9 protein-coding genes are annotated in these 17,715 nt (G+C 73.5%); 6 read left to right on the forward strand and 3 right to left on the reverse strand.

Annotation, left to right across the window (positions count from 1 at the left end; all coding sequences use genetic code 11):
* Positions 1–6: 6 nt before the first annotated feature.
* From V7793_RS03280 to V7793_RS03305, 6 genes are all read left to right on the forward strand, one after another.
* Positions 7–291 carry an acyl carrier protein gene (locus V7793_RS03280; protein ID WP_335581352.1) on the forward strand — a complete coding sequence of 95 codons (285 nt, stop codon included), beginning with the start codon at positions 7–9 and terminating at the stop codon, positions 289–291.
* Positions 292–327: 36 nt separating this feature from the next.
* Positions 328–1,203: an alpha/beta fold hydrolase gene (locus tag V7793_RS03285; protein ID WP_335581353.1), complete on the forward strand. Its 876-nt coding sequence runs from the start codon at positions 328–330 to the stop codon at positions 1,201–1,203.
* 35 nt (positions 1,204–1,238) lie between these two features.
* Positions 1,239–2,252, forward strand: a complete 1,014-nt coding sequence (locus V7793_RS03290) for a beta-ketoacyl-ACP synthase 3 (RefSeq protein ID WP_335581354.1) — start codon at positions 1,239–1,241, stop codon at positions 2,250–2,252.
* Positions 2,253–2,342: 90 nt separating this feature from the next.
* Entirely contained in the window at positions 2,343–2,585 is a 243-nt protein-coding gene (locus tag V7793_RS03295; RefSeq protein ID WP_335581355.1) for an acyl carrier protein, read from the forward strand.
* Between the two features lie 68 nt (positions 2,586–2,653).
* A complete protein-coding gene (locus V7793_RS03300; protein ID WP_335581356.1) occupies positions 2,654–3,520 on the forward strand; it encodes an alpha/beta fold hydrolase in 867 nt (288 codons plus the stop codon).
* A gap of 20 nt (positions 3,521–3,540) precedes the next feature.
* Entirely contained in the window at positions 3,541–4,797 is a 1,257-nt protein-coding gene (locus V7793_RS03305; RefSeq protein WP_335581357.1) for a glycosyltransferase, read from the forward strand.
* Positions 4,798–4,894: 97 nt separating this feature from the next.
* Here the strand turns inward: V7793_RS03305 and V7793_RS03310 are convergent, their stop codons facing one another.
* The 3 genes from V7793_RS03310 to V7793_RS03320 all read right to left on the reverse strand — a co-directional run bounded on the left by V7793_RS03310 (position 4,895) and on the right by V7793_RS03320 (position 17,641).
* Entirely contained in the window at positions 4,895–5,119 is a 225-nt protein-coding gene (locus V7793_RS03310) for a hypothetical protein (RefSeq protein ID WP_335581358.1), read from the reverse strand.
* A 122-nt stretch (positions 5,120–5,241) separates the two neighbouring features.
* Positions 5,242–11,460: a beta-ketoacyl synthase N-terminal-like domain-containing protein gene (locus tag V7793_RS03315; protein WP_335581359.1), complete on the reverse strand. Its 6,219-nt coding sequence runs from the start codon at positions 11,458–11,460 to the stop codon at positions 5,242–5,244.
* The gene (locus tag V7793_RS03320) at positions 11,450–17,641 is read right to left on the reverse strand and encodes an SDR family NAD(P)-dependent oxidoreductase (protein WP_335581360.1); all 6,192 of its coding nucleotides are present in this window, start codon (positions 17,639–17,641) and stop codon (positions 11,450–11,452) included. Before V7793_RS03320 ends, V7793_RS03315 begins: the two co-directional genes overlap by 11 nt.
* Positions 17,642–17,715 lie beyond the last annotated feature (74 nt).

Genomic DNA, 17,715 nt, shown 5'->3' on the forward strand with positions numbered 1-17,715 from the left:
TTTTTCATGGGGGAGCCGGTTCAGCGGCCGTTCGACTTCATTCGCGACTACCTGGCCACCACCTACGACCTCGATCCCGGGGAACTGACCGGCGGCCGTTCGTTCGACAGCCTCGAGCTGGACTCCATCGCGCAGGTGGAAATGTTCGTGACCCTTTCCGACCACTACAGGATCCAGCTGGACGACTCGCTGGCCTCCGGGAACACCACGCTCCAGGAGACGGCCGACCTCGTACAGCAGGCCCTGGACGCGGCGGGCGACCGGCAGCAGGACGCGTCCGCGATCGGCTGACTCCGAACGAACCGACCCGACCTGCGACGGAGAGCTGTGACCAAGACGATCACCCACGCCCTGCAATTGGACGGGCTGTCGTTTTCCTACCAGGTGGTGAACAGCGACGCCCCCGCCATCGATCCCGTGCTCGTCCTCGGAGGCGTTCTGCAAGGCATGCACGGCTGGTCCATCATGGAGCGTCACGTCCTGCCCCACGCCGGCCTGATCTCGGTGGACCTCCCCGGCGCCGGTGAATCCACGCCGCTGCGGCCCGAGCAGGACATGGAGACCATGTGCCGGGCCATCGAGATCATCATCGACGACCTCGGCCTGGAGCGCGTCAACTTCCTCGGCTACTCCTTCGGATCAGCGGTCGCCTTCCGCTGCGCGCAAAGACGCCCGGACCGGTACGCCAAGCTGGCTTTGGGCGGCGTGCCCGTCCGCATCAGCGACAAACTCATCGACCTGTGGATGCGCGGCGCCCGGCGGATGCTGTCCGGGGATGCGAACGGGTTCGTCGACGTCCTGGCGGAGATGTTCCTGTGCTCCGACGCCGAGGCGACCGTCAGGAACCGCGATGTGGTGCGTCAGCTGGTCAAGCGGATGACCCTGCGGGCCGTCACCGGCAGCGCGCACGGGTTCCGGACGATGGAGCGTTCGGTCCTGGAGAACCTGGATCCCGAGGGCGGTCTGCACGGCGTACCCACGCTGGTGTTCTGCGGCGAGCACGACACCATCAGCTCCCTGCAGGAGCAGAAGGAGTTCGCGGCCACGATCGGGGACTGCACGTTCGCGGCGATCGGCGAAGCGGACCACTGGGTGTTCCTGCAACGCCGCTACGAGGCGAGCGACTTGGTGATGCGGTTCTTCACCGGCCGCCCGCTCACCGATCTCGACTACCTGACCGAACCGGCCATGGCTGTCGGGTGACGACCACCCGCCACCCCGCCCCAACGGAAAGAACCGTGGCAGAAGAGCAGAAGACGAACACCGTACTGGCGGGACTGGGGTGCTGGCTGCCGCCGACCGTGGTGACCAACGCGGATCTCATGGGCCCCGTGATGGACGACTTCGTACGGCGGCGGATCGGCATCGCCCGCCGGCACCGTGTCAGCGACGGCGAGGCCACCGTGCACCTGGCCACGGAGGCGGGCGCCCGCGCGCTGGCCTCGGCCGGGGCGTCGCGCGTCGACGCGCTCGTCCTGGCCACCACGACCCCGGACCGGCTCTGCCCCGCCGGGGCTCCCGAAGTCGCGAGCCGCCTGGGCATGACCGGCGTCCCCGCCTTCGACCTGAACGCCGGCTGCTCGGGGTTCCTCTACGGCTGCGAGCTCGCCCGCGGGCTGATCGCCGCCGCCACCGCGGGAACGGTCCTGGTGATCGGCGCCGAAAGCTCCTCCACCATGGTCGACCCCCGGGACTCCAGCACCGCCCCGATCTTCGGCGACGGCGCCGGCGCAGCCGTGCTGCGGCGGGCCGAACCCGGTGAGCCCCCCACCTTCGGCCCATCGGTATGGGGCAGCGACGGCACCCTCGCCGACGCCATCGCCATCCCAGCCGGCGGCTCCCGCCGACGCACGCCCGCACCGGACCTCGGCGGCGCCGATGCGTACCTGCACCTGCGCGGCACCGAAGTCGTGCGCAACGCCGTCAAGCGCATGAGCGCCGCCGCGATCGCCGCCGCCGAGGCCGCACACTGGAGCCTGGAGGACGTCGACGTGCTCGTCGCGCACCAGGCGAACGCGACGATCACACAGGCCGTGGCCGCCACCCTGTCCTTCCCGACCGCCCGCATGCCGTCCAACATCGAGCACGTCGGCAACACCGCCGCGGCGTCCGTTCCGATCCTGCTCGCACACGCCGCCTCCGACGGCGCGATCAAACCCGATCAGCGGGTGCTGATGGTGGCCTTCGGCAGCGGCCTGTCATGGGCCGCCACCACCGCCACATGGCCACACGCTCTCACTGCCCACCTGTGACTCACGACCTCGGAGCGCCGCGGCGGCCCCTCCCCCGGCTGTCACTCACAGTCGGCAACCCCCACCCGTCACGTCCGGAAGGCCAGGCGCATGGACGACATGCAGAAGACGGTCATCGGCATTCTGACCGGGAAGGCCGGACTGCCTCCCGGACCGGTCACCCCGGAGGCCACGTTGGCGGAGGCCGGCGTGGACTCCATGGCCGTCGCCGTACTCGCGATGGTCATCGAGGACGAGTACGGCCTGGTGATCACCGAAGCCGACCTGTCGGCGAACTCCACCGTCGCCGACCTCGCGGCACTCATCGGAAGGCATTTGGCGGCGAAGGCGTGACCCGGCAAGGCTCCCCGCTCCTGTCCGCAGATGCCGGTGCGCACGACCGCCGCATCCCTTGGAGGGCCGTGGATTTCCCGTGCAGGACCGTCGTCCCGTACGGCCCGGCCGGCGCCGAACCGCTCCTCGTCCTCAGCGGCGGCCTGCAGACCAGGCACTCGTGGGCACGCTTCGAGCGCCACGTGGCTTCCCGGCTCCCCCTCGTCATCCCCGACCTGCCACCCGCCCGCACGCCCGGGCAGGCAGCGCAGAGCCTGAGCTGGGACGACCTCACCGACGCCGCCCTGCACGCCATGGACCGGCTCCGTATCCACCGCTTCGCCGTCCTCGGTGTCTCCTCCGGCTATCCCATCGGCTACCGACTCGCCCAGCGCCACCCCGATCGCGTCACGCGGCTGATGCTCTTCGGCGCTTCGCCCCGGCCCGCCCCTCGCCTGGCGGAACTGATCAGCAAAGGACTGCACCAGGAGGCCGACACCCGGAACCCGCGCTCCACCGAGGGCCCGTCCGATCGGCTGCGAGCCGCCCGCGACCTGGTCGGCGTCCTGACCAACACCGCGGCGGCAGAACGGCACCTGCTGATCAAAGCCGCAGGGCGCGTCGTGCTCGACCAGCTCGCCGCGTCCCCCGGCGACCCCCTCGTCCGCTACGTCCACGACCGCGGGTTCCTCCTGCTGCGCGACCCGCTGCCCCCGGGTGGCCTCCGCGGCGTTCCCTCACTCGTCGGAGTGGGCGAGTTCGACACCGCCACCACCGTCGCCGACAACCGGGCCGTCGCAGCCACCATCAGCGGCGCGACCTTCGTCGTCATGAAGAACGCCGACCACCTGCTGCACATGGAGCGCGACGCCGACTTCGCCGCTCTCGTCACGCTCTTCCTGGACGGCAGGCCGCTCGGCACCCTGCAGCACTGCTCGATCGAGACGATGCCCTGAACTCCGGGAGTCCCGCAGCCATGCAATCCCCCCTCAAGCCTCAACCGGCCACGCCGCAGCGTATCCTCCTGGCCGCCTGGGGAACCACCGGCGACATCGCCCCCTACACCGGCCTCGCAACCGGCCTGAGCAAGGCCGGCCACCAGGTGACGGTGGTGACCTCACGGCGGTACGCGGCCCTCTTCCGCGAACACGGGTTCCGGGTACGGGCCATGCCCCTGGACGAGCAGGAAGCGGCGGTGGGAGCGCACAAACCGCGCCGCGCACGGATCGCCAACGGCCAGGACATGGCGCTCACCGCAGGCAAGGTGCTTCTGGAAGCAGCCGGCGAAGGCGCCGACGTGCTCCTCGCGCATCCCCTGATGCACCCTCAGGCGGCTGTCATCGGCGAAGGGCTCCGCCTGCCGTGCATCGGCGTCTTCACCGTCTCGCACGCCATGATGCTTCCGCGGCTCATCTCCGGGACCCCGCGCCTGCGCTACACCGTCGCCGATGCATTGGTCCAACGCATCCTCGGCCCGCTGTACGCGCCGGTGGTCACCGCCCTACGACGTGAACTCGGCCTGCGCCACCGCTTCACCGGCGACACCCTGATCCCTTCCGCCCGTCGCCACCCGGTGTACTACGGTTTCGGCAGCGCTCTGCTGCCCGACCGCATGCCTCTGCCCTCCAGGCACAAGACCGTCGGCGTCTGGCGGCCCGCTCAGCCGCCGGACTGGCGGCCCGATGACCGTCTCACCGATTTCCTCGCCTCCGGGCCCGCACCCGTGTATTTCGGCTTCGGCAGCATGGGCCGGGGCCATGCGGAACAGTTGTCCCGGATCATCACCCGCACCGTCCGCCGACTCAGGATCCGCGCCGTCGTCCAAGGCGGCTGGGCCGGCCTGGCAGGCGACGGCGAAGGCGATGACATCCTCACCATCGAGGAATGCCCGCACGCCTGGCTCTTCCCGCGCATGGCCGCCGCCGTCCACCACGCGGGGCCGGGGACCGTTCACGCCACCCTGCAAGCCGCTCTCCCCACCCTCCCGGTCCCCTTCAAGCTCGACCAGCCCTTCTGGGCCGCCCGGCTCCACGCACTCGGCCTCACCCCCGCCGTCGTTCCGATGCCCCGCCTCGACAGCGACAACCTCGGCCTTGCCCTCACGCGGCTCCTCGCCGACGGCCGCTACCGCGAACGGACCCGCCGCATCGGGGCGATGATCGGGCAGCAGGACGGCATCGCGGGGGTCGTCCGCGCACTCGGCTGCGCCGAGCACGCGCCGCAACACCGGTGACGCTGCCGCAACGGCGCGGGACCTCCGCCGGTCCTGGCCGGCGGAGGCCCCGTCACGCGGCACGCAAAGGGGTCCGCGTGCCATGGTGGACGGGCTCTCACTCCAGGTTCTGGCACCCGATGAACTGCGCTTGGTCGTAGAGGGCCCGGACCAGCGCGCAGTACAACTTCGCGCCCTCGTTGTCGGCGTGGGCGGGCGTGGCCATGGCCACGCTCCCGATGGTGAGGAGAACCCCTGCCGCGGCTGCTGCGACGGCACGACGGATGGTGTTGATGGCGGACCTCCCGAGAGTCAGGGCGGCGACTGCCGCCTCAAGACGCACCGAGAGGCTTTCCTCACCCTCCGTGCACAAACGCTCACCAGAGGCTGCATCAGCGCTCCAGGAGGCGCACTCGGCCACCCGCGCTCTCCGGTGCCCACCCCGGACCTGACGACCCTCCCCCTTCATGTGCGGCCCAGTCGCACACCCAGCCCCCGCACCCGGTAAATACGGCGGTCGTCCACCCAGAGCCAGCCGTCGGCCCGGGCGTGGCGTCCCTCTTCGTCTTCGCCCTGCTCGGTGATGTCGATGCCGACGGTGATCCGCCCGTCGGCAGGGACGGCTTGGCCTCGATAGCGCCACGTGAACTCCCGCCCCGTCAGGGGTTCGAGGGTGCCGCCGGCGATCGCCGACGCCGGAGCTGACTTCAACAGGTGGAACTGCAACAGCTGGGCCATCGCCTCCACACCCAGGGAACCGGGCTGGACCGGGTCCCTGAAGAAGTGCGCCTTGAAGTACCAGGCACCGGCGTCCACCGGCTTCTCCGCCCGCAGCCGGCCCAGGCCCGCCGGGCCGCCGTCCGGCCAGTGGCCGGTGACGCGGTCCAGCATCCGCAGCATGGGGCCGGGAAGCCGTGCGCCACCGGCCGGGCGTTGCGCTGTGAGGTCGGCACTCACGTCGCAGGGCGCAGCCCACTGCGTACGCTCATCGGCATCGGCGGGCAGGCCGACCTGCCGGTCGAGCGCGGTCTGCGGGAAGAACCCGAACGACGCCGTCGTGGTCAGCAGGGGCGCCCCGTCGGCCGTGCAGTCGACGGTGAAGGAGACGATCGTCGTGTCCCCGTGCCCGGCGGAGCCGGTGAATTCCACTCGAGTGCGCACGATTCGTACGCCCGGCCGCACTTGCCGGTGCAGTCGGGCGGTGCCGTCCAGATTACGGAAGACGAGCCGGGGCCCGGTGGTGAGGGAGCGGGTGTCGGCGGTGCAGACCGCCAGCCAGCCGCACGGCTGCAGCGCGACCTCCATCAGGACCGCCCAGGGCATCACGGCGGTACCGTTCTGCTCGAAGTACCACACCTCCTCGGGCACGTCGTACTCGGCGACGACCACGCTGCCCGGCCGCGGCCGGCCCGGAGAGGCGTCGAGGGACACGATGCGGCTCATGAAGTGGTAGGGCGGGCCCGGCAGATGGATGGTGGTCGGCGCCCGGTCCAAGGCGGCAGCGGACGGCCCGAAGGCCTGGCCGAGGCGGCCCCAGGCGCAGGCGAGCAGCGAGGGGTAGTCGAGGGCGAAGCCGTTCTCGGTGACCACCGGGCGGCGTTCGTGATAGCCGACGAGGCCGCCCAGGAGCCGGGGTTCGGGGCATGCGCCGGTGGTCTGCTCACGGTGCGGTCCCAGTTCCCGCCAGTGGTCCAGCGGGGCGTCCCGCACCAGGCGCAGCGCGAGGTTCCGGCCGTGGAAGGCGTTGACGCCGTCGACGCTGACCATGGCTTCCGCGTACAGCACGGGTTCCGGGCCGGTGCTCAGGCCTCCGACGTGGATCTCGTAGACCACGTGCCGGCTCGCCGGGGTCGCCTGGCTGCGGCAGCGCGACACGGCCGTGACGCCGGGTTCGGCCTCGAAGCGGGCCCCGTCGCGGTCGATGGTCAGTCCGAGGGCGGCGAGGTGGAAGGCCATGGCCTGGTGCACGCCGTGGCTCATGAGGGAGCCTGCCATGACGGGGTCGTTCTTGAAGTGGCCCTCGAAGTACCAGTCGTCGGGGTGCAGCCGCGTCTCGGCGCGCAGGTAGCCGCGTCCCAGTGCGCCGCCGGTCGGCTCGAACGCGGTGATCTCCTCGATCAGCAGGAGCCGTCCGCCGTCGATGCGGGGTGTCCTCACGTGGGCGCGGGTGACGTTCCAGGCGGGTCCGAAGCAGTCGTACGGGCGGCCCTCGGCGAAGGCCCGTACGGCGTCGGCGCCGAACCGCGCGGCGGTGGGGGGCGGCGTGGGCGGATCGAAGGGCAGGTCGCGGGAGAGGGCCGCGCCCGGGGTCCACGCGACGCCGCCGGCCGCGGCGAGTTCGGCGTCGGTGAAGAATCCCGCCTGTGCGTTGCGGATGCTGACGACCGGCTCGTCGCCCGCGAAGCAGTCGTAGCGGAAGAAGAACAGCCGCGTGCCCCGGTGCTCCGCATGGCCGTCGATGTGGATCTCGTAGCGCAGGGTCTGTCCCGCCCGCGGTGCGCTGCCGTGATAGGTGGCTTCGCAGCCGAGCAGCCGGTAGACGCGCTCGCCCCGGTTGAGGAGGTCGACGCCCAGCCAGCTGATGAGGAGCAGGTCGGCCTGGCCGGCCTCGACCAGCAGGCCGCCGGGGATCCGGCCGGTGTGGTCCAGGTACCAGGAGTCGAGCCGGATGTCCGTCTCGGTCCAGATGGTGCCCGTTCCCATGGAGGCCGGTTCCGCGTCGATGCCCGTGACGCGGTCCACCAGCAGCAGGGGCGGCCCCGGCAGTCGCGTCTGGCGCCGGTAGCCGTCCTGGGGGGCGAACAGCGGACCGAGCAGCTCGGAGACCGGGCCGTCCGCCAGCCGTTCCAATTGTGCGCGGTCGAACTTCGGTCCGGGTAGGGCCGGTCGCTGCGGCGGGGCGACCGGCGGAGCGGGGACCGGAAGCGGACCGGCCTGTGGTGGGGCCGCCGAGCGGGGCAGGGTACCCTCCGTCGGTCGCTGCCCCTTCATCAGCCGCTGTCCCTGCAGGAACCGCTGGTGCAGGGCGGCCTGCTCCGTCAGGTACTGCCGGTGCAGGGCGGTGACCCGGGCACGGTGCCGTGCCACGGCCGCGGTGCCGGGCGGGGAGGGTGGCGAGGCGTGCGGCCCCGCGGTCCGTTCCCCGCTCGTCGGGGCGGTGGGGAGCACCGGGGGCAGGGCCGGTGCGGGGGGCAGGACGGTGACGGGTGCGTACGGTGCGGGCAGCCTGACGGCAGGGGGATGGGCCGGTACGCGCAGCATCCGGTCCGCCACCGGTCCGGAAGGTCCGGCATCGCCCGGCCCGAGCAGCCGCAGCAGCGGTGCCGGGTCGCACAGTCCGGCGGCCGCCAGGCGCTCCACCGACCGGCGCAACCGGTGCAGGGCACGGCCGCCGGGTTCGTCGAGTGCGACCGCCAGATGCTCCCGTCCGTGCAGGATGCGGCCGATCCAGTCGGTGCACAGGGAGAGGGGGCCGTGCTCGACGAAGACGCGGACGCCGTCGGCGTAGGCCCGCTCGATCACCGCCGGGAAGTCCACCGTCGTGGTGGACTGGGCCGTGATGGCGTCGGCGGCGCTCTCCTCGGTGGGCACGTACGGTTCGGCGGTGTCGCCCCGGTAGAAGCGGACGCCCGGGACGGGCACGGTGCGCCGGCGGTGCAGCCGGTGCCAGGCGTCTCGGACCGTCTCCAGTTCGGGGGCGTGGGCGGCGATGTCGTAGTCGAGCCGGACCGCCCGGTGGGCGAAGCAGTCCCGTACCAGGGCGGCGCAGGCGCTCTCCTCTCCTCCGATGACGCAGACGCCGGGGGCGTTGACCGCCATCAGGTGCACGGCCGGCTCGGCGGCGACGGCTTCTTCGACCTCTTCCAGCGGTGCGGTGAGCAGGTAGTTCCGCCAGCGGAGCCCGGTGATGCCCCGGGCCTGCCAGGCGCGGCGGACCGCCCGGTACTCGCCCGTGACGTCACGGGTGAACAGGTCGCCGCGCCGGGCGTCCTCGGCCAGGGCAGCGGCGTCGGGCCACGCCTCCAGAGCGACCAGCGCGGAGGTCTCGCCCGAGGAGTAGCCGATGGCCGCGTCGGGCCGCAGGCCGAGCACGTACCGGGTGATCAGTGTGTGCAGGGCGGCGAGCCGGGTGGTGGCCCAGATCCTGCCGAGCACGCCCGTGCCGGCGAAGTCCGTGGGCGGCCAGGGGGCGTCCCCGTCCCCGGTGTCGCAGCGGTGCCGGACGGCCTCGGCGAGGTCCGGCAGGGCGAGGGTCAGTTCCCGGCTCATGTGGGGGTAGGCGGCGGAACCGTTCGTGTACACGAAGGCGACCTGTCCGTGGCGCCGGGCGGGCGCGCCGGTCGTGGGCGCGGCACGTAGCCGCACCCGCCGTTGCGGGCCCGCCAGGACCGGGACGACGGCCTCGGCCGTACGCAACGGCGTTCCGATGTCGGCGAACCGGCCCGGTCGGGGCCTGAATCCGAAGTGCAAGGCGGTGACGGCGGTCGCGACGGCGAGCAGGCCGGTGGCGGCGTGCGGCGTGCCGAACAGTGCGGAGTTGTCGCAGCAGTCCTCCGTGCCGTCCAGGGGAACGGTACTCACCCGCAGGTCGGACGCGCCACCGTCGGGCTGGTCGTCCAGGATCGCGAGGACCGGTTCCCCGGCCCGCTCGGCGTCCGGCAGCCGTTTGAGGACGAGGACGACCGCGGCGTCCCCCGGTTCCCTGTCCACGCCCAGGTCGCGCAGGGCCGCCCGGTGTACGGGGTCGTGCGCCAGGTCGACCGCTCCGACGACCGCGGCGTCCGCCTCGCCCGCCCGCAGGAAGCGGGCGGCCAGGGCGAGGGCGGTGGTACCGGAGTCCTCCTCGGCCGAGACGGTGAGGCCGGGCCCGGTCAGGTCGAGCTGACTGTTGATGCGGTTGGCGACGATGTTCATCATGGCGCCCAGAGCTCCGGCGGCGGTGCCAGGAGGTGTGAACGCGTCCTGGAGCCCGGTCGGCGCACCGGGTGGCGGAAGAAGCCCGGCACGCTGCCAGAGGCCGTCGATCCGGCGGCGGGCGGCGTACCGGCCCACCTGCGGGTCGACGCCCGCCCCGACGACGACGACCGTGCGCGACGACGGAAGGGACACGCCGCCGGCGGCCTCCCGCGCGGCGTCGAGGACCAGCAGTTGCTGGGGCAGGGTCTCCCGCAGGTCCACAGGAGGGAACCGCAGGCCCTGCAGAGCGATGTCGACGCTCTGGCGCGGTTCCCGGGCGGGCCGCCCCGTGCACAGCGCGACGGCGAGGTCCTCGGTGCCGCCGTCACGTCCCACCCGGGCGGCGAGCGCGACGACCGCCAGGGGAACGCCGTCCGGCCGGGGCTCGGAGGCGGGGAGCGGCAAGGGGGTGTCGTGCGTGTCCCCGGCGTCGAGAACGAGGTGGGCGTTGGAGCCGCCGAAGCCGAACGCGCTCACCGCCGCCCGGCGGGGGCCTGACCAGTCCTCGTGTTCCGTGAGGAACCGGATCGGCTGCCCCTCGAGTGTCGTGGGGGTGCCGTCGTGCGGGCACGCCGGCAGGACCCCGGCCCCCAGCGCGGCGATCACCTTGAGCAGCGACGCCCCGCCCGCGGCGGTCAGCAGGTGGCCCACGTTGGCCTTCACGGATCCGGCCGGCAGCCCGCGGTGAGCGGCGAAGACCCGGCCCGTCGACCGGACCTCGACGGCGTCTCCCACGGTCGTCCCGGTGGCGTGACACTCCAGCAGCCCCACGGACTCGGGGGGCACCCCGGCCGACGCGTAGGCCGCGCGCATCGCGCGCTCCTGGCCCGCGGCATCGGGGGCGATCAGTCCGGAGGCGCGTCCGTCGTTGCCGAGCCCCACGCCCCGGACCACGGCGAGCACCCGCCGGTCCTGGGCCAGGGCGTCGCTCAAGCGCATGAGGGCGAACATGACGGCGCCCTCGGACGGCACCAGGCCGTCGGCCTCCCGGTGGAACGGCCGGCTTCGCCCCGTCGGACTGCGCGCACCCATGACCGTGAAACCGCCATGGATGAGCGGGGGATCGCAACGGCTCACCGCACCCGCCACCATCAGGTCCGCCGCCCGGTCCTGCAGCCGGTCGCAGGCGAGTTTGACCGCGTACAGCGAGGTGGCGCAGGCGGCGTCCAGGGCGTAGGCGCCGGCTTCCATCCCCAGCGCGCGGGCCGCGAGCAGGGCCGGGAGGCCGGAGGAGAAGCGGTTGAAGGCATGGGGCCGGGGCGGCACCGCTGCCAGCAGGGCGTCCCGCACCGGGGGTTCCTGCTGAGCGAGCCATACGTGCTCGGTGTGCCGGGCGGCGGCTGTGGAGGGGTACGACAGGTTGCCGAGGACGAGGCCGGCGCGCGACGGCGCGACGGCCGGGTGCCCGGCTTCGGCAAGGGCCCGGAGCCCGGCGTGCAGGACCCATTGGAAGAGCGGGTCGAGGCTCTGGACTTCCGCACGGCCGAGGGCGTACGCGGCGGGATCGAAAACGTCGTCGAAGCCGCGGACGAATCCGCCGACTCCGTGGACTGCCCGGGCCGGGTCCTCGGCAACGGCAGGCACGGTGCTTGACAGCCCCCAGCGGTCCTGCGGAACCGGGCCGATGCTGACCCGGCGGTCGAGGACGTTCCGCCAGAACGCCTCCGGGCTCAGCGCGTCGGGCAGCACGCAGCCGCGCCCCACGACGGCGATGGGTTCAAAGGCCACCGGTGTCCCGCCTCTCCTCGCTCGGGGCGCCTTCGGAGGCCGGGGGGACGTCCGGCCGTCGGACCAGCTCGACATCGAGCAGGTCGGCGAAGGGGGTGCCGTCCTGGCCGGTCAGTCGCAGGTGGCACCGGTCCGGGCCGCCGTCGGCCCGGACCGGCAGGAGGGTGCAGGTGACCGGGCCCTGTGCGGGGCCACGACGGTGGGGAAGGAACGTGCCCACGGACATCGGGAGCGTGGCGTGCCCGAGGGCCTCGCGCGCCCAGATCAGGGCGAGTTGCAGGGCACCGTCGAGGGCGGCCGGGTCGGCATGCCACGTGTCACCGGGCCAGCCCAGCACGGTCAGGCCTGCGAGGGTGCCCCGGGCGCCGGCCGGTCCCATCCCTTCGACGCTCGTCAGCGCGTGCAGCAGCGGGCCGTGGAAGAGCACGTCCCCGTCGTAGATCTCCCCACGTTCCCATGGCGGCAGGCCGGGGTCATCCGTCTCCGCCGGTACGGGCGGGATCGCGCCTGCCGTGCCGTCATCGGTTGCCACGAGCGCCCTGCAGTGCACGCGGCCCCCCTCACCGCGCAACTCCACGGTCAGCGAACCGGGATCCGAGGTCCCGTTCGTGCCGCGAAGGGTGAACTCCCTGTTCCGGGCGTCCGTCTCTTCCCAGGTGGCCGGCAGCAGGACGCGGACGTCGCGCAGCGTCAGGGCGGCGGCAGCAGGGTTCCAGGCGCAGGCAGCCGCAAGGATCCACTCCAGGGACTGCGCCAGGGGCAGAACCGTCCGGCCCCGGATGACGTGGTGGGCCAAGTGCGGATGTGTGGCCGGGGTGACGCGCGCCCCGGCGGGCTGCGGGTGGCGCAGCCCGGTCGGCGGCAGGACGGCGGGGAGTCCTCCCTGCGCCCGGGCGCCGGCGGGCAGTGCCATGAGGACCACCCGGTCGTCCTCGCCCGGGCGGGTCAGTTCCTCGACGAACGCCTGTGCTCCGGCCGGGACGTCCAGCAGGGGCACTCCGGCCGCCGCGAAGTGGTCCGCCAGTGCGGAGGTGACCATGCCGCCCTGCCAGGGGCCCCAGGCCAGGGCTCGCACCCGGCAGCCGGGGCGGGCGGCCGCCTCGGTGGTCGCCACCTGGTTGAGGGTCTCGTTGGCCATCGCGTAGTCGCTCTGCCCCGGGTTCCCGAAACAGCCGGCGACGGACGAGAACAGGCAGAGGGTCCGCAGCGGGTCGGCGGCCGTCGCGTCCAGGAGGACGCGCAGACCCGAGACCTTGGTGCCGAAGACGTCGTCGAACTGCCGGTCGGTCTTGTCCGCGATCCGCTTGTCCGCCAGTACCCCGGCACCGTGGACGATGCCGGTCACCGGTCCCCACTCGGTGCGCACGGCGTGCAGAGCGGCTCGTACGGCGTCGGGGTCGCGTGTATCGGCCGGGAAGTAACGCACGGGCGCGCCCGCTTCCTCGATCGCGGAGAGGGTCGCCCGGATCTCGCGGACGGCGAGGACGCGACGGGCCTCCTGAGCGAGACCGGCCGGGGATGTGCCCGGCCGCTGCGCGGCGAGCGCCCGTACGAGGGCGGGTTCGTCCGCCCCTGACGGCAGCCCGGGGGGCTCGTCGGCCAGTTCGGTGCGGCCCAGCAGGGCCAGCCGCGGCCGCCCGGACCGGGCGAGGGCCGTCACCGCGGCGGCGGTCACCCCGCGGGCGCCACCGGTGACGACGATGACGTCGTCGGGTCCCGGGCCGCCGTCCTCCGCTCCCGGCGGCGCGGCGACGGCCACTGCCGTCACACGGCTCCCGTCCGCGGGGAGGCCCGCTTCCAGCGACGGTCCTCCGTGGAGCAGTTCCCCGACGACCGCATCGGCCACGGCCTCGGGTGAACGGCCCGATCGCGCGCAGTCGATAGCCTTGACCACGGCCTCCGGCCATTCCCCGGCGAGCGTCCGCACGAGTCCCGCGAGGCCGCCCAGCCAGGCCCGCTCGCCCTGCGCGCCCCCCGCTCCGAAGTCCCCGCCGGTGTCCTGCACGGTGACGAACACCCCGCCCTCCTCGGCGAACCGCGGTGCCACCGTGCGCGCCGCCCGGAAGGCGTCCCGCTGTACCTCCAGCATGGCGTCGACCGTCAGGTCCTCGGCCAGGCCGCCCAGCAGCAGCACCGCCCGGCTCTCCGGCGGCAATTCCGTGACGGCTTCGGCGGGGACTCCCCGCTCGCCCAGGCGCCCGGCCACGAGGGCGGCGAGGCCGGAGCCCCCGTCGACCACGTGGACGACGTGCTCCCCCAGGCCGGGCACCGCCAGCCCGGTGGGCGGGGCGGGGACGGTGCGCAGCGCGTAGCGCCCCAGGACGGCCGGGGCCCGGACCGGCTTCGGCTCCGGTGCCGGCGCCGTGGCGGAGCCGGAAGGACCGGAAGGAGCAGGAGGAAGCGCCGGCGTCTCGGCGGGACCGGGCCCGAGCGCCGGTGCGTCCGCAACCGCCTCCGTGCCGCCGGTCGCCTCCCGCAACTTGCCGACGACCTGCCGGAGCGTCCGCAGGGACACCAGCTCCGTCGGGTCGCCCTGCATTTCGGGCAACTCCCCCATCCGTTGCCGCAGTACGGAGAGGATCTCCACGCGCTTGATGGAGTCGATGCCCAGCTCCGACTCCAGCTCCATGTCCAGGTCGAGCATCTCGATCGGGTAGCCCGTCCGCTCGGCCACCACGGCCAGCAGTTGCTCTTCCAGCCGCGCGGGGTCGAACTCCGCCGGTCCGGGCCCGGTGACGGATGCGACGGCCTGCGGCACGGCAGGAGAGGGCGCGAGGGCCGGGGCGGCGGACTGGGGGGCCGCCGTGCTGTCCGGCCGGGCGGCCGGGGGCACGACCGCGGGGGCCGGGTACAGGTCGGGAGCCCGTTCCGGCAGCGGGAAGCCCGGCTCCCCGGGCGCTGCTCCCACCAGTGCCGCGAAGGACGTCTCGGACATCCGCAGGAATGCCTGATGTGCCTCGCTCATGGACCGCAGGAAGACGGCATGGGCGTCGGCCGTCTGGCGCTGGGCGTCCTCGATCAGCGCGACCCGGGCGTCGTGCTCGTCCGGCGGCGGGGCCACGTCCGCCTCCACGTCCGGCGGTACGGGGAGCCCCGCCGGAACCGGCCCGGGCCCGGGCGGCGTCGCGGCGGGAGCGTGAAAGCCGGGCAGCGCGGGCGCCTCGGGCATGGCGAACACACCGGGCGGTACGGGCTCCGCGGGCGCTGCGGGCGCTGCGGGAGCCGCGGGCGGCCCCGCCGAGGACGGGGCGGACGTGTTCGCCGCCTTTCCCCGCTCCGCGCTCCCCCACCGATCCCCGTCCCTCGGGTTCTCCCCCTCCTGCGGTGGATATCGTCGACCGTGATTGCCGCCGTCGATCGGTACGGACATCCTGGGCGCGCGCTCCTGGCCGGCGGAGTACGGCACGGCGTAGTGCTGCCAGTAGGAGGCGAAGTCCAGGGCGATCCCGTGGACGGAGAGCCGGGCCAGCGCGTCCTGGAAGGCGGTCACGCCGTGCGTCCCGCGCCGGTCGAGGGGCACGGCCAGGTGGGGCCTGTCACCGAGGATCTGATCCACCAGCGCCGTGAGGATCGTGCCCGGTCCGGCCTCGACGAAGGTCCTCACCCCGGCCCGGTACATGGCCTCGACCTGTTCCGTGAAGCGCACGGGTTCGGTCAGATGGCTCGCCAGGCGGGCGCGGATCTCCTCGGCGTCGGCAGGGTAGGGCGTGGCATCGGTGTTGGAGAAGACCTCCGGCCCCGGGGGCGAGAGCGCGGCACCCGTCAGGGCGGCGGAGAAGGGGGCGCGGGCGGCGGCGACGAGCGGGCTGTGGAAGGCGGCGGAGGTGGCCGGCGGCACGGTGGCGATGCCGTCGGCCTTCATCTGTTCCGTCACCGTCGCGATCGCCTCGGGAGTGCCCGAAACGACCGTCTGCCGGGGACCGTTGTGGTTGGCGATCCACACGTCCGCCGCGCCGGTCCGCGCCAGCGCGTCCCTGACCTCGGGGTGGCCTGCGAGGACCACCAGCATCGCCCCCGGGGTCGCGGCCGCGGCATCGCGCATCGCCTCGCCCCGGGCGCGGGACAGGCGCATGAGCGTTCCGCCGTCGTAGGCGCCCGCCGCGTGCAGGGCGATGAGTTCGCCGAGGCTGTGGCCCGCGACCGCGTCCGGCCGAAGACCGAACTCGTCCAGCAGGGCCAGCAGAGCCAGGCTGTGCGCGGACAGGGCGGGCTGCGCCCACTCGGTGGCCGTGAGCAGCTCCTGCTGTGCGGCGCGTCGGCCGTCCGGCAGGGGCGCGGGGAAGACCACGCGATGCAGTGGCGTTCCTCCGGGGTCCGTCCCGCCCGTTCCACCCACCGCGTCCCAGACGGCCAGCGCTCCGGGGTGGTGGGCCGCCAGGTCGGCCCCCATGCCGACGTACTGGGATCCCTGGCCGGGGAACAGCCAGGCGAGGCGGCCGGGCTCGCACTGTCCTGTCCCCCAGTGCAGGGCGAGCGGCCGGGAGGGGCTCTCCCCCGTGTCCAGTGCCGCGGCGGCCCGGTCGAGCCGCTCGACGAGCCCGGCGGTGTCGGTGGCCAGTACCGCGAACCGCCGGCCCGCGTCGGGCCGGAAGTCCTCCTGACTGCGCCGGGCCAGGCCGGCGAGCCCGTGCGCCGGCCGCGCGCCGGCCTCCACCGCGGCCCGCCGAAGGTCCGCGACCCGCTCGCGGAGCTCTTCGGCTGATTCGGCACAGAGCAGCAGGAGTTCCGTCGGTGCGGTGCGCAGGCGGGGCCGGGAGCCGGCGGGAGCACCCGCCGGGGCGCGGTGTTCCTCCAGCGTGGCGTGGAAGTTGCTGCCGCCGAACCCGAAGCTGGAGACGGACGCGCGGCGCGGGGTGTCCCCGGCCCGGATCCACGGCCGGGTCAGGGTGTTGAGGTAGAACGGGCTGGTCTCCATGTCCAGCCCGGGGTGCGGGCGATCGGCGTTGATGGTCGGGGGAAGCACCTTGTGGTGCAGGGCGAGGACGGCCTTGAGCAGGCCGGCCGCCCCCGCCGCGCTCTTGGTGTGGCCGATCTGGGACTTGACCGATCCCAGGGCGCACCACTGCCGGCCGGCACGGCCGGGCGCATCGAACACGTCCCTCAGGGAGGCGAGTTCGGCCTGGTCCCCGGCCTTGGTGCCGGTGCCGTGGGCCTCGACGAGTTCCACGGTGGCGGGTGCGTAGCCCGCTTCCTCGTAGGCCCGGCGCAGGGCGAGTGCCTGGCCCTGGGCCCTGGGCGCGTAGATGGCCGTGCCGCGCCCGTCCGAGGAACTGCCCAGGCCGCGGATGACCGCGTACACGCCGTCCCCGTCGCGTTCGGCGTCGGCCAGGCGCTTGAGGGCGAACATCACCACGGCCTCGCCGAGCATGGTCCCGTCGGCGTCCTCCGCGAACGGCCGGCACTCCTGCGTCGGGGAGAGCGCCGGGGTGGTGGTGAAGCAGCAGAACATGCCGATGTCGTTCGACACGTCGACGCCTCCGCTGATGACCAGGTCGGCACGGCCCAAGGAGAGTTCGTCGAGGGCGGTGGACAAGGCGGCGAACGAGCTCGCGCACGCCGCGTCGGTCGTGTGGTTCGTACCGTGCAGGTCGAACCGGGCGGCGATGCGTCCGGCGACGACGTTGCTGAGCAGGCCGGGAAAGGTGGCCTCGGTCGGTGGGGGGTAGTGGGCAATGATGCGGTTGCAGACGGCTTGCGCCTCCGCCTCGGGCAGGCCGTGCTCGCGCAGGGCCTTGAGCCAGACCGGCCGCTGCGTCGGGGCGTTGGACTCCACGAGCAGTCCCAGCGCGGCCGTGCCGAGCACCACGGCGACGCGGTCGCCGTCCGGCCGGGCGACACCGCCGTCCGCGGCGTCCCGCAGGACCTGGTCGGCGACCAGCAGGGCGAGCAGCTGCGCGGTGTCCGTAGACGCGAGGTTCTGCGGCAGGATGCCGTAGGCCATGGGGTCGAAGTCGACGGTGGGCAGGAACGCGCCGCGGCGCGTGTAGATCTTCTGCGGAGTGCCGGGTACGGGGTGGTAGTAGTCGTCGATCAGCCAGCGGGTCGGCGGGACGTCCCGCATGAGGTTCCGGCGGCCGAGGATCAGCCGCCAGCCCTGCTCGACGTCACGGGCGTCCGGCAGCAGGGCGCCGAGACCGACGACGGCGACGGGTACGCGGCGTGGGAGCGGCTCATCCGGCATGGTGTGTCCTCATGTCGCGGAACGGGGCGGAACGGGGCGGGGCGGTGGTCGGTGCGGCCGGACCCGGCGGTCGC

The organism is Streptomyces sp. KLMMK, assembly GCF_036961605.1.
Classification (GTDB): domain Bacteria; phylum Actinomycetota; class Actinomycetes; order Streptomycetales; family Streptomycetaceae; genus Streptomyces; species Streptomyces telluris.